This window comes from Agromyces sp. H66, assembly GCF_004959775.1.
Taxonomy (GTDB): domain Bacteria; phylum Actinomycetota; class Actinomycetes; order Actinomycetales; family Microbacteriaceae; genus Agromyces.
This window is the reverse complement of record NZ_SJZG01000003.1, coordinates 41,937-57,945: the sequence shown is the minus strand read 5'-3', so window position 1 is coordinate 57,945 and position 16,009 is coordinate 41,937. Positions and strand designations below refer to the sequence as shown.

General features: G+C 72.4%; 15 protein-coding genes. 6 read left to right on the top strand and 9 right to left on the bottom strand.

All coding sequences use genetic code 11. The annotated features are described in order from the left end of the window. Position 1 precedes the first annotated feature (1 nt). Entirely contained in the window at positions 2-838 is an 837-nt protein-coding gene (locus tag EZM51_RS06080; RefSeq protein ID WP_169053806.1) for a branched-chain amino acid ABC transporter permease, read from the bottom strand. A gap of 43 nt (positions 839-881) precedes the next feature. Next, complete coding sequence (locus EZM51_RS06075; RefSeq protein WP_136707367.1) at positions 882-2,075, bottom strand: ABC transporter substrate-binding protein; 1,194 nt, start codon at positions 2,073-2,075, stop codon at positions 882-884. A gap of 186 nt (positions 2,076-2,261) precedes the next feature. On the opposite strand from EZM51_RS06075, the gene EZM51_RS06070 reads away from it, so the two are divergent. Further along, on the top strand, positions 2,262-3,125 hold the full coding sequence (locus EZM51_RS06070) for a sulfurtransferase (protein ID WP_136707366.1): 864 nt from the start codon (positions 2,262-2,264) through the stop codon (positions 3,123-3,125). A gap of 36 nt (positions 3,126-3,161) precedes the next feature. Here the strand turns inward: EZM51_RS06070 and EZM51_RS06065 are convergent, their stop codons facing one another. Continuing rightward, a complete protein-coding gene (locus tag EZM51_RS06065) occupies positions 3,162-3,983 on the bottom strand; it encodes a class I SAM-dependent methyltransferase (protein ID WP_136707365.1) in 822 nt (273 codons plus the stop codon). Between the two features lie 107 nt (positions 3,984-4,090). Between EZM51_RS06065 and EZM51_RS06060 the strand changes: the two genes are divergently transcribed. Further along, on the top strand, positions 4,091-5,050 hold the full coding sequence (locus tag EZM51_RS06060) for an FKBP-type peptidyl-prolyl cis-trans isomerase (RefSeq protein WP_169053805.1): 960 nt from the start codon (positions 4,091-4,093) through the stop codon (positions 5,048-5,050). 21 nt (positions 5,051-5,071) lie between these two features. Here EZM51_RS06060 and EZM51_RS06055 read toward each other — a convergent pair whose 3' ends face one another. From EZM51_RS06055 to EZM51_RS06045, 3 genes are all read right to left on the bottom strand, one after another. Beyond that, positions 5,072-5,896 (bottom strand): energy-coupling factor transporter transmembrane component T, encoded by an 825-nt coding sequence (locus EZM51_RS06055; protein ID WP_248305525.1) that lies wholly within the window; start codon positions 5,894-5,896, stop codon positions 5,072-5,074. 45 nt (positions 5,897-5,941) lie between these two features. Then, on the bottom strand, positions 5,942-7,708 hold the full coding sequence (locus EZM51_RS06050; protein ID WP_136707362.1) for an ABC transporter ATP-binding protein: 1,767 nt from the start codon (positions 7,706-7,708) through the stop codon (positions 5,942-5,944). A gap of 128 nt (positions 7,709-7,836) precedes the next feature. Beyond that, the gene (locus tag EZM51_RS06045) at positions 7,837-9,186 is read right to left on the bottom strand and encodes a glycosyltransferase (protein WP_136707361.1); all 1,350 of its coding nucleotides are present in this window, start codon (positions 9,184-9,186) and stop codon (positions 7,837-7,839) included. A gap of 277 nt (positions 9,187-9,463) precedes the next feature. On the opposite strand from EZM51_RS06045, the gene EZM51_RS20490 reads away from it, so the two are divergent. Then, positions 9,464-9,880, top strand: coding sequence for a transferase (locus tag EZM51_RS20490; protein WP_169053804.1), 417 nt, complete (start codon positions 9,464-9,466; stop codon positions 9,878-9,880). Between the two features lie 76 nt (positions 9,881-9,956). On the opposite strand, the gene EZM51_RS06035 is transcribed toward EZM51_RS20490, so the two are convergent. Then, complete coding sequence (locus EZM51_RS06035; protein ID WP_136707359.1) at positions 9,957-11,009, bottom strand: LLM class flavin-dependent oxidoreductase; 1,053 nt, start codon at positions 11,007-11,009, stop codon at positions 9,957-9,959. Positions 11,010-11,225: 216 nt separating this feature from the next. On the opposite strand from EZM51_RS06035, the gene EZM51_RS06030 reads away from it, so the two are divergent. After that, the gene (locus tag EZM51_RS06030; RefSeq protein ID WP_248305496.1) at positions 11,226-12,755 is read left to right on the top strand and encodes an FAD-binding oxidoreductase; all 1,530 of its coding nucleotides are present in this window, start codon (positions 11,226-11,228) and stop codon (positions 12,753-12,755) included. Positions 12,756-12,836: 81 nt separating this feature from the next. Next, on the top strand, positions 12,837-14,045 hold the full coding sequence (locus EZM51_RS06025) for a hypothetical protein (protein WP_136707358.1): 1,209 nt from the start codon (positions 12,837-12,839) through the stop codon (positions 14,043-14,045). A gap of 47 nt (positions 14,046-14,092) precedes the next feature. Here EZM51_RS06025 and EZM51_RS06020 read toward each other — a convergent pair whose 3' ends face one another. Beyond that, entirely contained in the window at positions 14,093-14,497 is a 405-nt protein-coding gene (locus EZM51_RS06020; protein ID WP_136707357.1) for a hypothetical protein, read from the bottom strand. 131 nt (positions 14,498-14,628) lie between these two features. Between EZM51_RS06020 and EZM51_RS06015 the strand changes: the two genes are divergently transcribed. After that, positions 14,629-15,630, top strand: coding sequence for an LLM class F420-dependent oxidoreductase (locus EZM51_RS06015; protein ID WP_136707356.1), 1,002 nt, complete (start codon positions 14,629-14,631; stop codon positions 15,628-15,630). Between the two features lie 78 nt (positions 15,631-15,708). Here the strand turns inward: EZM51_RS06015 and EZM51_RS06010 are convergent, their stop codons facing one another. Continuing rightward, positions 15,709-15,984, bottom strand: a complete 276-nt coding sequence (locus EZM51_RS06010; RefSeq protein ID WP_136707355.1) for a glutaredoxin domain-containing protein — start codon at positions 15,982-15,984, stop codon at positions 15,709-15,711. Between the last annotated feature and the right edge of the window lie 25 nt (positions 15,985-16,009).

The window sequence follows — 16,009 nt, the reverse complement described above, 5'->3', positions numbered from 1 at the left end:
GTCAGACCCTTACCGCGTTCGGGCGCAGCACGAGGCCCGCCGGTCGGATGATGAGCACGATGATGAGGATGAAGAACGCGACCGCGTCCTTCCAGCCGGAGGCCACGTACCCCGCGACGTACGACTCGAGCACGCCGAGCAGCAGGGCGCCCACGATCGCGGCTCGGAACGAGACGAGTCCGCCGAGCACGGCAGCCACGAACCCCTTGAGGCCGAGCAGCAGCCCGCCCGACCAGATGGAGAGGTAGATCGGCGAGGAGACGACGCCGGCGACCGCGCCCACGAAACCGGCGATGGCAAACGCGATGACGGATGCCACGGCCGGCGAGATCCCCACGATGCGCGCCGCGACCGGCTGCTCGGCCGACGCGCGAAGCGCCTTGCCCCAGCGGGTCTTCTCGTAGAACAGCAGGACGCCGCCGCCGACGACCACGAGCGCGCCGAGCATCCAGAGCTCCTGCGAGCGGATGCTGACGCCCCCGATGAGCAGGTCCTCGCCGGGGAAGGCGGGCAGGCGCCGGCCCTCGGCGCCCCACACCAGCAGCATGATCGCCTGCAGCAGCGTCGAGACGCCGAGCGTGAGGATGATCGAGACGAGCGTGGTGAGGTTCTTCACGCGCGCGATGACGAGGCGCTCGATGAGCACCGACGCGAGCGTGACCGAGATCAGGGCGATGAGGATGGCGACCGGCAGCGGCAGGCCGGCGCTGACGAGCGAGATGCTCCCCAGGCCGGCCAGCATCGCGTAATCGCCCTGGGCGATGTTCACGACGTGCCGCACCGTGTAGGTGGCGATGAGGCCGACGGCGAGCAGGGCGTACACAGAACCCTGTGACAACCCTGCCGCCGTCAGCTGGAGGAAATCAGTCAACGGATGCTGCTCACTCTGAGTAGAGGTTCCAGCGGCCGCCCTCGGCGATCGCCAGGATGAGCGCATCGGCGGTGAGGCCCGAGTGGTTCTCGGGGGTCATCGTGAAGATGCCCGAGATGCCCACGAAGTCGCTCGTCGCCTCGATCGCGTCGCGCAGGTCCTCGGGGTCGGTTCCGGCCTCTTCGATCGCCGCGACGCCGATCTTCCAGGCGTCGTACGCGTGGCCCGCGAAGCTCGACGGGGCGCTGCCGAAGGCCTCGGTGTAGTCCGCGATGAACTGGTCGATGACCTCCTTCTGCGGGTCGTCGGCGGGGAGCTGGTCGGCCACGAGCAGGCGGCCCATCGGCGCGATGACGCCCTCGGCGGCATCGCCGGCGGCCTCGAAGAACGCGGCGTTCGCCACGCCGTGCGACTGGTAGACGGGCTTGCCGACGCCGATCTGCACGTAGGCGGCCTGCGCGAGGCCGGCCGACGGGGTGATGCCCCAGATGATGACGAAGTCGGCGTCGGCTGCACGCAGGTTCGTCATCTGGGCCGTGAAGTCGGTCGCGCTCGGCTCGAACGCCTCGGTGGCGGTGAGCGTGATGCCCCGCTCGGCGCCGAGCTCGGTGATGATCTCGGCGATGCCCTCACCGAATCCGGTGGCGTCGCGGGCGAGGGCGACCTTCGTGTAGCCCTTCGACTCGGCGTCGTCGAGGATGCGCTCGAGCACGACGACGTCGTTCTGCGCGGTCTTGAAGACCCACTCGGAACCGTCGACGATCGCCGCGTTGGCCGCGATCGAGATGGTCGGCAGCTGGGCGGCCTCGACGAGCGGACGCATGGCCAGCGAGGGGCCGGTGCGCGACGCGCCGATGATCAGGTCGACCTGCTCGTTCTCGATGAGTTCGGTCGTCGCCTTGGCGGCGCCGTCCTCGGTGGACTGGTTGTCCTTGATGATGAGCTCGACCTCGCGGCCGTTGATGCCGCCGTCTTCGTTGAGCTGCTCGGAGAGCATGTTGAGCGTGTTCTGCTCGGGAACGCCGAGGTTGGCGCCGACGCCCGTGATGTCGAGCACGGCGCCGATCTTGATGGGGCCCTCTTCCGAGGCGCCGTCGCCGCCGTCGCCGCCGCCGAAGTTCGACGTCGAGCAACCGGTGAAGGCGAGGGCGATGGATGCCGCGACCGCGGCGGGAATGAGCAGGCGGCGCTGCGCACGGTGCATGGGTGAACTCTCCTTTGAGCCCGAGATCGGGTTCTCGTCGCTGAGTAGGGCCCGAGTTCATGACCGACCATTCGGTCACTATTTCGGTTGATACGACGATACGTTGCGTATTCGGGCGTTGCAAGTCGTCGTGATGCAACTGATACACACGATCTTGGCGCAGACCGTGCGCGAGAGGATGGAATCATGCCACTTCTCATCTCCGCCGACGAACTCGCCCGCCGACTCGACGACGAGCGCCTCGGGCGGGCCGGAACGCGCACCGTCGTGCTCGATGTGCGCTGGACGCTCGCGGACCCCGACGGCGCCCCCGCATTCCGCGCCGGACACATCCCCGGAGCCGTGTTCGTCGACCTCGACCGGCAGCTCGCCGATCACGCGGTCGACGGCCTCGGGCGGCATCCGCTCCCGTCGGAGGCGGCCTTCACCCGAGCCATGCGCTCATGGGGCATCCACGACGGCGACACCGTGGTCGTGACCGACGACGCCGGCAACCAGTCGTCGGCCCGGGCGTGGTGGCTGCTGCGACACGCGGGCGTCGAGGACGTGCGCCTGCTCGACGGCGCGCTCGCCGCATGGACCGGCGCGGGGCATCCGCTCGAGACCGGCGACGCCGAGCCCGAGCCCGGCACGGCGACCGCGCACTACGGGACGATGCCCGTGATCGACGCCGACGGTGCCGCCGCCTTCCCCGACCACGGCGTGCTGCTCGACGCGCGGGCGGCCGAGCGCTATCGGGGCGAGGTCGAGCCCGTCGACCCGAGGGCCGGGCACATCCCGGGTGCGCGCTCCGCGCCGAGCGCCGGGAACCTCGACGCGGCGGGGCGGTTCCTGCCCGCCGAGGCGCTGCGCGCGCGGTTCGCGGCGCACGGCGCCGTGCCCGGCACGCCCGTCGCGGCGTATTGCGGGTCGGGTGTCACCGCCGCGCACGAGGTCGCGGCACTCGCCCTCGCCGGCATCGACGCGGCGCTCTACCCGGGCTCGTGGAGCCAGTGGTCGAACCAGCCCGGCCGCCCCGTGGCGACCGGCCCCGATCCCACCGCGGGTTGAGGAGCGAGCGCAGCGAGCGTCTCGAAACCCGCCCCCTCACTCCTGCGGCCGATGCCCCACCGCGATGAGCGTCGAGATGTCGGCCGTTCGCACGCCGCCCTCCTCGAGTGCGGCGAGGAAGCGCTCCCGCACGCCCTCGAGCTCCGCGTCGTCGAGCCCCGACACGATCGCGCGCAGCCCCGTGCCGCGCACGAGCAGCCAGGCGACCTCGGGCGTGAGGTCGAGGTGCCGCTGCACCTGCTCGGCACGCACGTCGACGAGTCCGAGCTCGCCGAGCCGGTGCGCCAGGCTGCCCGGGGTCTCGGCGTGTTCCACCGTCGGCGTCGTCAGCTCCTCGAGGTCGAGATCGGATGCCGCCCCCTCGGGCAGCGCCCGCACGAGCAGTTCGGGCAGGGGCTCGAGCGCGCCGCGGGCCCACACCGTGATGGCGACGCGGCCACCCGGCCGGGCACGTTCGATGAGGTGCCGGGTTCCGGCCGCGACATCGGGGAAGAAGAAGATCCCCAGTACGCACTGCACGAGGTCGTAGCCGGTCGGCTCCCACGTCGTGACGTCGGCGACCTGGGGGTGCAGCTGCGGCATCCGCTCGCCCGCGCGCTCGCGCACGAGGGCGGTGAGCGGTTCGGCGATGTCGACGGCGTCGACGAGACCGCCGACCCCGACGAGCTCCGCGGTCGGCAGCGCGGATGCCCCGTCGCCGCAGCAGGCGTCGAGCACGCGTTCATCGAACTGCGGGCGCGAACGCGCGACCGCAGCGGTCGAGATCGGATTCCAGAGCACCTCGTCCAACTCCGCGAACGAAGCGGCCCCCCGGCCGAACTCCGCTGCGAAATCGGGTACCGTCGTCGTGTCCCCCATCTGCCCATTCTCGCCCTGATCTGGCGAAACGCGAAGTCTCAGGCAATCGAGAGCCGGAGCGGGCAGACTGGAGTCCCGCCGTTCCGATCGAAACGAGACCTCCCCTCATGAATCGTGCCCTGCGCCGTGCCGCGCCCGTCGCACTCGCCGCCGCCACCGCCCTCGTGCTCGCCGGATGCGCCGGCGGATCCGAGCCGGACGCCCCCGAGACGACCGCCGCGGCGGACTGCATGGACCTGTCCCCCGGGTCGCTGAGCGACGGCGTGACGGTCGAGGGCGAGTTCAGCGACGTCCCGACCGCCACCTTCACGACCCCGCTCGAGGCCGACGACCTCGAGCGCACGATCGTCATCGAGGGCGACGGCGACGAGACGGTCGCCGGCGACCCCGTCAACGCCATCGTCAGCGCCTTCTCGGGCGCGAGCGGCGAGCAGATCTTCTCGCAGCCGGCCACCATCACGGTCGGCGACAGCACGGTGTTCGAGGCGTTCCTGGCCGGCATCGACTGCGTGCCGACCGGTTCGCGCACCGTCACCGTCGCCCCCGCCGCGACGCTCTACGGGGAGACCGGCAACGAGACGATCGGCGTGGCTCCCGGCGAGACCGTCGTCATCGTGGTCGACGTCGTCGAGGTGCAGGAGGCGCTGAAGCCCGCCGAGTGGACCGAGAACGTGCCCGAGGTGGAGTTCGGCGCCGACGGCGAGGCGCCCACCGTCACCCTTCCCGACACGGCGCCGCCGGCCGAGTTCCAGCTGAAGGTGCTCGAGGAGGGCGACGGCGACGAGGTGCAGGCCGGCGACAACGTCACGCTGCACTACCAGGGGACGAGCTGGGACACCGGCGAGGTGTTCGACGAGAGCTACGGCGGCGAGCCCGTCCAGTTCGCCACCGACCAGGTGATCCAGGGCTTCGGCGCGGCGCTCGTCGGCCAGAAGGTCGGCACGAAGCTCATCGTGACCATTCCGCCGCAGTACGCGTACGGCACGGATCAGAGCGAGCAGAACCCGCTCGGCGGGCAGACGCTCGTCTTCCTCGTCGAGATCGAGGACACCGCGCCGATCGGGTAGCCGGCCGCACGGCCCGGCGGGTCAGACGACGAGCAGGCCCCACCACACGATGGCCGCCGTGACGAGCCAGAACAGCGCCACGAACGCCGAGTCGCGCGGGCGCCACCGGCTCGCGATGCGTTCGGTGCGCGTGTCGTGGGCGCCGAACGCGCGTGCCTCCATGGCGAGCGCGACGCGCTCGGCGTGCCGGATCGCGCTCGCGAGGAGCGGGACGGCGTACGAGATCGAGCGGCGCACCGCGGCCACCGGCCCTCGTCCGGTGTCGATGCCGCGCACCCGGTGCGCGGCGCGGATCACGTCGAGCTCGTGTCGGAACCGCGGCACGAATCGGAGGGCGGCGAGCGCCGTGTATCCGAGCCGATACGGCACGCGCAGGTTCTGCACGAGCGCGCGCACGAGCTCGGGTCCGGTCGTCGTGAGCCCGGCGATGAGCGAGAGCAGCACGATCGCCGCCACCCGCAGCGCCGTCGTCAGGCCGACGAGGTAGGCGGCGAGCGTGAAGCGCCAGTCGCCGACCTCGATGAGCACGACGGATGCCGCAGCCGACGCGCCGTCGAGACGCGATGCGTCGACCCAGACGCCGAAGGTCACGCCGAGGATCGCCACGCCCACGGGCGTGCCGACGACGAGCGCCGCGACGGTCGGCGCCGGAAGCCGTGCGCCCACGAAGAGCAGCACGAGCGCGAGCACGGCGAACGCGAGCGGCGTGGCGAGGTCGCGCGTGAAGACGATGAGGATCATCGCGGGCAGCGGTGCGGCGAGCTTCCCGAGCGGATTGAGCCGATGCAGGAACCGCGCGGGGTGCACGGGCGCCTGCTCCGCGTAGGGATTGCGCGACGCCGCCACGGTCGACGCGGCCGTGCTCACCGGAGGCTCCTCACGCGACATCCCTCATGCGGCGGCCCGGCCGGGCCGCGGCAGCTGCGACATCCGCGTCACCTGCTGCCATTCGGGGTGACGCACGAGGCTGCGGGTCGCGCGCGCGAGCGGCGGATGGCGAAGCCCCGCCGCCTCGATGAGCGGGCCCGCGAGCACCTCGCCGGTGGGACCGACGCCGATGATGCGTCCGCCCTGCATGACGGCGACGCGGTTCGCGTGGTCGGCGACGAGCTGCAGGTCGTGGGTCACGATGATCACCGTGGTGCCCTCGGCGTTCAGCCGCCCGAGGATGTCGAGGAGCTCCGAGGCGCGGGCGCGGTCCTGGCCGAAGGTCGGCTCGTCGAGCACGAGCACCGGGGCGCCGGCGACGAGGGCCGTGCCCACCGAGAGCCGCCGCTTCTGCCCGCCCGAGAGCAGGAACGGGTGCTGGTCGCGAAGTTCGCCGAGGCCGAAGCGGTGCAGCACCCGCTCGATCTCCGCGGCGCGCTCGTCGTCGGGCACGCCCTGCAGCCGGAACCCGAGGTCGAGCTCGTCGGCGACGGTGTGCGCGACGAACTGGTGCTCGGGGTTCTGGAAGACGAAGCCGATGCGGCGCGCACGCTCACGGGCGGTCGCGCTCGAGGGGTCCATGCCGAGCACGTCCACCGTGCCGCGCGGAGCCGGGATCACGCCGGCGATGGCCTGCACGAGCGTCGTCTTGCCGGCACCGTTGGTGCCGACGATGGCGAGGAAGTCGCCGGAGGCCACGTCGAGGTCGACCTCGTCGACGACCACCGGTCCGCGGCGTCCGCCGCGCCGCACCGAGCAGCCGCGCACGGTGATCGCGGGCGGGTGAGCGGCGGACGCGGGCTCGCTCGCCGAGCGCGCCGAGGCGAGTGCCCCTTCGACGCGCTCGGCGACCTCGGGGACCGGCGCGGGCAGCGAGTCGACCGCCTCGAGCGCGGCGGCGAGTTCCGACGGGGTGAGCGGCAGGGTGGCCATCGGCACGCCCGCCTCGCGCAGCCGCATGCCCGCGAGCGTCGAGACCGGAAGCCAGACGCCGAGCGAGGCGAGCTCCTCGGCGCGACCGCGCAGCACCTCCGCCACCGGGCCGTCGGCCACCACGCGGCCCGCGGCGTCGAGCACGACCACGCGGTCGACGATGTCGACGGCCGAGTCGAGGTTGTGCTCGACGAGCACGATGGCGTGGTCGCGCTCGTTCGCGAGTTCGCGCAGCACGGCGTACACCTCGTCGATGCCCGCCGGATCGAGGTTCGCGGTCGGCTCGTCGAGCACGAGCACGGGGGAGGCGAGGGCAAGCGCGCACGCGATCGCGAGCCGCTGGCGCCCACCGCCCGAGAGCACGTCGGGATTGTCGTCGCGCCGATCCCAGAGGCCGACGAGCTTCAGTGCCCGTTCGGCGCGTTCGAGCACCGTCTCGGCGGGCAGGAGCAGGTTCTCGGGACCGAAGGCGACCTCGTCGAGGACGGATCCGGTGACGACCTGCGCGTCGGGATCCTGGAACACCATCGCCACGTGCTCGCTGAGTTCTGCGACCGGATGCTCGCGAGTGTCGAGCCCGGCGACGCGCACCGTGCCCGCCAGTTCGGCGGCGACCGCGTGCGGCACGAGCCCGTCGAGCGCGAGCGTCAGCGTGGACTTGCCGCAGCCCGACGGGCCGAGCAGCAGCACGACCTCGCCGGCGCGGACGTCGAGCGACACGCCGTCGGGCGTCGGTCGCGTCGCGCCGGAGTGGCGGATGCGCACGGCATCGAGCTCGAGCAGCGGGGCGGCTGGCATGGGCGGATCCCGGATCGGGCCGGCCAGGAGGCCGGCGGCGGAGCGAGGCCGGTGAAGCCGGCTGAGGCCAGCCTAACCGGCACCGCCGACCGGCAGCGGCGGGATGCCACCGCGGAGCGCCGCCCCGTTCACCCCACCTGCAGCCCGGCTGCGCCGCGCGTTGCGGCGGCGCTCGCGGCGGCGCTCGCCGCGGCGGTGGTCGCCGCTGCGGCCTCCAGCTCCGCTTCGATGTCGCCGAACGTGTCGTAGTGGCGGATCTGCGCCGCGAGCACCTGCGCTCGGCGGCGGTAGCCGTGGTCGGCGAGCACGGTGTCGACGGCGCGTCGCACGGCGGCCGCGGTCGGGGTGCCCGTCCTGAGGTTCACGCCGACGCCCGCCCAGGCGGCGCGCATGGACACCTCGGGCTTGTCCTCGGTGTCGCCGGCCGCGACGATCGGAACGCCGTGGCTCAGCGCGTACTGCGTGCCGCCGTAGCCCGCGTTGGTGACGAACACGTCGGTCTTCGGCAGCAGCAGGTCGTACGGGAGGAACTCCGCAGCGCGCGCATTCGGCGGCAGGTCGCCGAGCTCCTCGACCGGTCGGCCGCCTGTGGCGACCACGACGAGCACCTCGCGGTCGGCGAGCGCGTCGAGGGTCGGCCGCACCACGCGCCCGAAGTCCTTGTTGTCGATCGTGCCCTGGGTGACGTGCACGACCGGACGGTCGCCGTCGAGGTCCGCCCACCACTCGGGAAGCACTCCGGTGACCGGCGCCGGAGGCAGCACCGTGCCGACGAAGCGCAGGTTCGGCGAGAGGTCGCGGCGCGGGTATTCGAACTCGGCCGGCGAGAGCTGCAGGAACCGATCGAAGAGGCGTGAGAGATCGAGCACGAAGCTCGGGAGCCCGGGTCTGCCGAGTTCGGCCATCGTGCGGTTCGCGAGCTGCTGGGTCTTGCGGAACAGCACCTGCTGCACGAGGGCGTTGAGTGCGCGGTTGCGCACGCGGCCCATCGCCGACGCGCTGGGTGCGAGCCCGAGCCCGTACGGTGCGGCATCCGTGCTCGACTGGCTGAGCGGGATGACCCCGGCGGCGAGCACCGGCGGCCGACCGGCGGGATCCTCGAGGAGCGTCGGGAGGATGCCCGCGAACGCCGCGTCGACGAGGATCGCGTCGGGTGCGAGTTCGGCCACGGCGGCCTCGACCGCGCGTGCCTGGTCGGGCACGGTGCGGATGAAGATCGTCTCGATGTCGTAGCGGAGCTTCGCGATGCCGCGGTGCCGGTCGCGCTCGGGCAGGTGGTCCTGCATGACGCGGTCGTCGAAGTCGGCGATGCCGCCGAGGGTGCGATGCTGCGCGCCGGTCGCCGTCACCGCGTCGCGGAAGCGCGAACCGGTGAGCACGCTCACGCGGTGGCCGCGGGAGACGAGGTGTTCGGAGATCGCGACCAAGGGCGCGACGTGGCCCTGGATCGGCGTTGCGCAGAGGAGGTAGTCGGACATGGGGGCGGCTCTTTCGTGGCTCCTGGCCCACGCGGGATGCCGCGTCGGCAGTGCGGGCCGAAGCCGCGCACGACGAGTGAACGTATCCGACGTGAGGTTCTGTCGAAAAGGGTATCCGGGGGCTTTCGGTGCTGGCACGACCCCCGTTCAGGGCTGGCGCCGAACGAGGCATCCGGTCGGAGTCTCTCGACGTCGGTGCATCCCGGGAATGTCCCGGTCCCGCCGGATGTTGTACCAGTGTTCGGACGTGGATTCACCACGTCGGAAGGAGGAGAACGTGGGCATCAGTTACGTCGAGTTCGAAGACGAAGCCGGAGTCCTGCGTCGCTACCGCAAGCACGTGAACGGTCGAGGCCTCGTCGCCACGACCGCCAAGGTCGACCCGACCGCCTTCGTCGACCCGACGGCCTACGTCGACCCCGGTGCCGAGGTGCAGCGCGGGGCCCAGATCGGTCCGCGCGCGTGGGTCGACCGCGACGCGATCGTCGCGGAGCGCGCCGTCATCGGCGTGAACGCGCACGTCGGCCGTCAGGCCGTGGTCGGCCGCAGTGCCGTCATCGGCCCCTACGCGACCATCGGCACCGACGCGCGCGTGCAGAACGGCGCTCGCGTTCCGCGCGAGACCACGGTCGCCGACGGCGACGAGTACCGCGCCTCGACCGAGGACCTGCGCCGGCTCGGCCTCGCCGCCTGATCGGCGAGCCGCACGGCGGGAGACCGCAGAGATCGACGGATGCCCCGGGCTGAATGCCCGGGGCATCGCCGTGTCCTCACTCCTCGAGCAGCTCCCCGGCGAGCAGCGCGATCGTCTGCTCGCGGCCGGGCGAGGCATCCGTCGGCTCCGTCTCGAAGGAGCCTGCGATCGGCGACACCATGACCTCGTCGATGCCGTGGCGCTCGGCGAGGGCGCGCAGCTCGCTCGCGGCACCGGCGGCGTCGGCGATGATCCATCGCCGCTCCATGCCGGCGATGAGTTCGTCGGCGATCGAGTCGGCGGGCGCGGACTGTGCCTCCTCGACGGTCTCGAGCGGGCGCATCGGCGTGTTGGTGCGCAGGCGCGCCATCGACCGCAGCTGGGGCAGGGCGCGGGCGCGGGCCTCCTCGACGGTGGGCGCGACCGACGCGTTCACCGTCAGGAACGTCTCGGGCGACGGATGCCGCTCGCTCGGCCGGTACCCGGTGCGGTAGAGCTCGAGCGCCCGCTCGAGGCCCTCGCCCGAGAAGTGGTTCGCGAAGACGTACGGCAGGCCGAGTTCGGCGGCGAGCTTCGCCGAGTAGTCGCTCGAGCCGAGCAGCCAGAGCGTCGGGACATCCGTCGCCGCCGGCGTCGCCGTGATCGGGTACTCGCGTCCGCTCGTGAGGCGCAGCGATGCGCCGTCGGGCGAGAGCAGGCTCAGGATGTCGGCGACATGGTCGGGGAACCGGTCGACGTCGGCGGTGGGACCCGACACGCGCAGCAGTTGCGTGATCACGGGGTCGCTGCCCGGCGCGCGGCCGATGCCGAGGTCGATGCGTCCCGGCGCGAGCGCCTCGAGCGCCGCGAACTGCTCGGCGACCACGAGGGGCGCATGGTTCGGCAGCATGACGCCGCCCGAGCCGACCCGGATGCGCTCGGTGCGCGAGACGGTCGCGGCGACCAGCACCGGCGGGGTCGTCGACGCGACGGCGGGCATGTTGTGGTGCTCGGCGAACCAGTAGCGGGTGTACCCGAGCCGGTCGGCCGACTGTGCGAGGCGAACGGATGCCGCGACGGCGCCCGTGCTGGGCTGGCCGGTGCGAACGGGGACGAGGTCGAGCACGGAGAGTCTGAGCGAGGAGGCCATCTCCAACGGCAACCGACGCGGCGGCGACGGTATTCCGGGACCCGGCACGAGGCCGCGGGGTAACCCTGAGGTAATCGGAGGGCCGACCCTGTCGCCCGCGGGTCCGCGCGGCCGTTGGATGGAGATCGCGTCCGTGTCCCGCCGGGATCCCCCGCGGCCGTCCACCACGGATACGAGTGACCGGACCCACGACGCGACACCCGAAAGGAATCACCCGTGAACACCCCAGTGTCCGGTGCCGCCGCGGCGCGTGACGCCGCCCGCGCCGCCCATCCGTCCGCTCGCAGCCTCGCGCCCGTCACCGACCTCGCCGAGGTCCGTGCCGTCCACGACGAGGCCGACGCCCGCTCGCTGCGCGAGGCGCTCGCCCTCCTCGACGACCGGATCGCCGGTCGCGTCCACGTTCCGGGCGAGCCCGGCTGGGACGAGGCCCGCACCGCGTGGAACCTCGCCGTCGACCAGCAGCCCGTGGCCGTCGTCGTCGCCGCAGGCGTCGAGGACATCGAGCAGACCGTCCGGGCCGCGAGGCGCCTGGGCCTCGCCGTCGCCCCGCAGGCGACCGGCCACAACGCCGGCCCGCTCGCCGCGGGCGACGGACTGGCCGATGCGCTGCTCCTGCGCACCTCGGAACTGCGTGGCGTGGAGGTCGACCCCGAACAGCGGATCGCCCGCGTCGAGCCGGGCGCGCAGTGGGGCGACGTCGTCGCCGCGGTCGCACCGCACGGACTCGCCGCGCTCGCCGGCTCGTCGCACGACGTCGGCGTCGTCGGCTACACGCTCGGCGGCGGCATGAGCTGGCTCGCCCGCTCGCACGGCCTCGCCGCCAACCAGGTGCTCGCCGTCGAACTCGTCACGGCCGACGGCGTCCGCCGTCGCGTCGACGCCGACCACGACGCCGACCTGTTCTGGGCGGTGCGCGGCGGCGGCGGCGACTTCGGTGTCGTCACCGCGCTCGAGTTCCGCCTCCACCCCATCGCCGAGATCGTGGCGGGCACGCTCTTCTTCCCGCTCGAGCGGGCCGAGGAGGTGCTGCAGGCGTGGGCCGCGTGGACCGCGACGCTGCCCGACACCGTGACGTCCGTCGGCCGCGTGCTGCGCTTCCCGCCGATGCCCGAGCTCCCGCCGTTCCTCGCCGGCAAGTCGTTCGTGGTCGTCGAAGCGGCGATCCAGGAGACGCCCGAGCGTGCCGACGAACTGCTCGCGCCGCTGCGCGTGCTCGGCCCCGAGATGGACTCGGTGCATCCGCAGTCCACCGCCGAGCTGCTGCAGCTGCACATGGACCCGCCCGCCCCGACTCCCGGGTACGGCGACGGCATGCTGCTCGCGGCACTGCCGCCCGCGGCGGTGCGCGCCTTCGTCGACGCCGTCGGGCCGGATTCCGGCTGCACGCTGCTCTCGGCCGAGATCCGACACGCCGGCGGCGGACTCCGCCCCGAGGTCGCACGCATGTCGGCGATCGGACGCGGCACGCCCGAACCGGGCGTCGTCGCCGGCTTCGACGCGGAGTACGTCGTGTTCGGCGTCGGCATCCCGATGCCCGGCACCGGCGACGACCTCGTGGTCTCGCTCGGCCGGCTGCTGTCGCGGGTCGAGCCGTGGCGGGCGGAGCTCGACTACCTGAACTTCGCCGAGCAGACCCGGCCGGCCGCGAAGCTCTTCGGCGATCGCCTCGAACGCCTGCTCGAGGTCAAGCGCCGGCACGACCCGACGGGCGTCATCCGGTCGAACCATCCCGTGGCTCGCTGACTGGGGGTGTCGCTCGCGCTCCGGCCTTCATAGGCTGGGGGCGAGCGACACCGCTGTCGCCTGAGCCTGGGGGAGGACTGAATGACGCTCCACTACGAACTGCCCACGACCGCCGACTTCGCGGCGCTGGCGGGTCCGCACCAGCCGGCCATCACGATCTACGCCTCGACCTCACCCGTGGTGAGCGAGCGGGAACGCGCCGAGGTCGCCGTGAAGAGCGCGTTCGACGACGCGATCGAGCAGGTGAGGTCGACGGATGCCCCGGGGCCCGTCGTCGAGGAACTGCGAAGCGCCCGCGACGGCATCCTCACCGAGCAGCGGCTGTGGGGCAGGCTCTCCCGTTCCCTGGCGATCTTCGTCGCCCCGGGCTTCAACGAGGTGTTCGTCCTGCCGAACCGGCTGGATGACGCGGTGCACGTCGGCTCGCACTTCACGCTCGGTCAGCTCCTGCGGGCGCCGAGCCAGGACCAGGAGGCGTACGCGATCACGCTGTCCGCCAACGAGTGGGCGCTCTGGCACGCGACCGCCACCGACCGCGCCGCGCAGCTCGACGTCGACCAGTCGGGCACCGCGAACCTCGACGAGGCCACGAATCGCGAGCCGGGAGAGGAGCGGCCGCGCGGGTACAACCGCGGCATCGGCGGCGTGGCGAGTCAGGGTGGCGCGAGCCGCCTCATGGGCGGCGAGGGGCGCAAGACCCTGCTCGACCTCTACGCGAAGCGCGTGGGCGACGTCGTGCGTCGTGAACTGCTGCAGCGCGACCCCGAGGAGCGCGTGCCGCTCTTCGCGTTCGCCGCCGAGCCGCTGCTCAGCCTCTTCCTGGAGCGGTCGAAGAACTCGCGGCGCGTCGTCGGCGTCTCCGGTGCACCCGACCGGCTCGGCGCATCCGGGATCGACGACGCCGTGCGCCAGCATCTGGCCAAGCTCAACATCTCGGAGGCCGAGCGCGACCTCAGGGGGCTCGTGAACGGTGCTGCCGGCCGTGTCGAACGCGACCTCGCCGCCATCGCGCGCGAGGCGGCCGACGGTGCGGTCGAGACGCTGTGGTTCGACTTCACGACCAGCGTGAACGGCATGCTCGACCGCGAATCCGGAGCCATCGAGTTCGCCACCGGCAACGGCAGCGGCGAGCACCTGGCCGACGGCACGCTCGCGGGCGACCTGCTGCCGCAGTTGGCCCTCCTCGTCATCGCGAAGGGGGGCAAGGTCGTCACCGTCCGCGGCGACGACCTCGACGCGTCGGTCTGGTCGGGACCGGCGATGGCCGAGCTGCGCTTCGCGCTCGCGTGACCCCGGGGCGCCTATCGCCTGAGCGCCTGCGACGTGGTCGGGCCTGATCAGACGGCGGATGCCGCGACGCGATCGGCTGCGGCATCCGCTCGTCGGCGCATGGCGCCTCGCGGCCCGTGACGGAGCGCCGCCTCGCGCACCGGGATGACGAAACCCTCGCGCCAGCCGAACCGGATCTCGACCTCCTCGGCACGCGTGTCCTCGATGGTCACGTCCACGGTCGTCTCGGTGGGCACGCGAAGTGCGCGGCGCGGCGGCAGCTCGCGCAGCTCGAGCCGCAGGCGACCGGGTTGGGAGCGGAATCCGGGACCCCCGGCGGCCAGTCGGAGCTCCCATCCGGCGGTCGGGCACAGGCCGGAGCCGGTGACCTGCACGAGCCGGCCGTCCGATGTCCGGATGGCGATGGCGGTGAAATCGTAGGGCGAGAAATCGCAGTGCATGGGGGTCGTCATTCAACCGACGCTAGGGAGGCGCCGCTCACGCGTCCTCAGTGCAGGCGCTGAATTCCTCGCCGATCGGCGAGTTTCCACAGCGGGTGGGAAGCGCTTTCTCGAGCTGGTGCCTCGGGCCTAGGCTTGACGCCATGCGATTCGGAATGTTCGTTCCCCAGGGTTGGCGTCACGATCTCGTCGGCATCGAGCCGGCCGAGCACTGGGAGGTCATGCGCGGGCTCGCGGAGTACGCCGACGCCGCCGACTCCGGCTGGGAATCCGTCTGGGTCTACGATCACTTCCACACCACGCCCGTGCCCAGCGAGACCGAGGCGACGCACGAGGCGTGGACCCTCATGTCGGCCTTCGCCGCGTCGACCTCGCGTGTGCGCCTCGGGCAGATGTGCACGTGCATGGGCTACCGCAACCCGGCGTACCTCGCGAAGGTCGCAGCGACCGTCGACGTCGTGTCGGGCGGGCGGGTCGAGATGGGCATCGGCGGCGGGTGGTACGAGCACGAGTGGCGGGCCTACGGGTACGGGTTCCCGCCCGTGCCCGACCGGCTCGCGATGCTGCGCGAGGGCGTCGAGATCATGCGCCAGGCCTGGACCACCGGTTCGGCCACGCTCGACGGGAAGCACTACCAGGTCGACGGCGCGATCGTGCGGCCGCTGCCGTTGCAGCGGGACGGAATCCCGATGTGGGTCGCCGGCGGCGGCGAGAAGGTGACGTTGCGGATCGCCGCGAAGTACGCGTCGTACACGAACTTCACCGGCACCCTCGAGGTGTTCGCGCACAAGAGCGAGGTGCTGCGCGGCCACTGCGAGCGTCTCGGCACCGACTTCGACGCGATCACGCGCTCGTCGAACTTCAACACCGTGATCGGCACCGATGACGCGGATGTCGCGCGCCGTCTCGACGCGATCGAGGCGCGCCTCGCGCCGTATCTCGGCCCCGAGAAGACGGCCGGCTACCTGGCCGAGCTGCGCGGACCGCTCGGCGCCGTCGGCACGCCGTCGCAGGTGGCGGCGAAGCTCGCCGAGCGCCGGGAGCTCGGGCTCGGCTACGCGATCCACTACTTCCCCGAGGCGGCATACGACCGCTCGGGGCTCGAACTCTTCGCGTCCGAGGTCATGCCGGCCCTCGCGGGCTGAGGGCGCGCCACTCGCCCGCGGGCGGGTTCGGGTCCCGAAGCGCGCGGGCCACGCGGCCGCTGGGCCGGAGGGCGGAGACTACGCGGCGACGGCCTCGTCGAGCTTCGCGCCGAGCGCGGCATCCGTCGGTTCGGTGAGGTGCGAGCCGTCGGGGAACACGATGACGGGGATGTTCGTGCGTCCCGAGATCGCCTGGGCGCGTGCGGCGCCGTCGACGACCCGCTCGAGGTCGATGTAGTCGTAGTCGACGCCGCGTCGGTCGAGCAGCGCCTTCGATCGGCGGCAGTCGCCGCACCAGGCGGCGCCGTACATCGTGATGCGGGCAGGGTTCGCGTCAGTCGTGGGGGAAGTCACATCCGTAACCTACGCATCGAGGCTG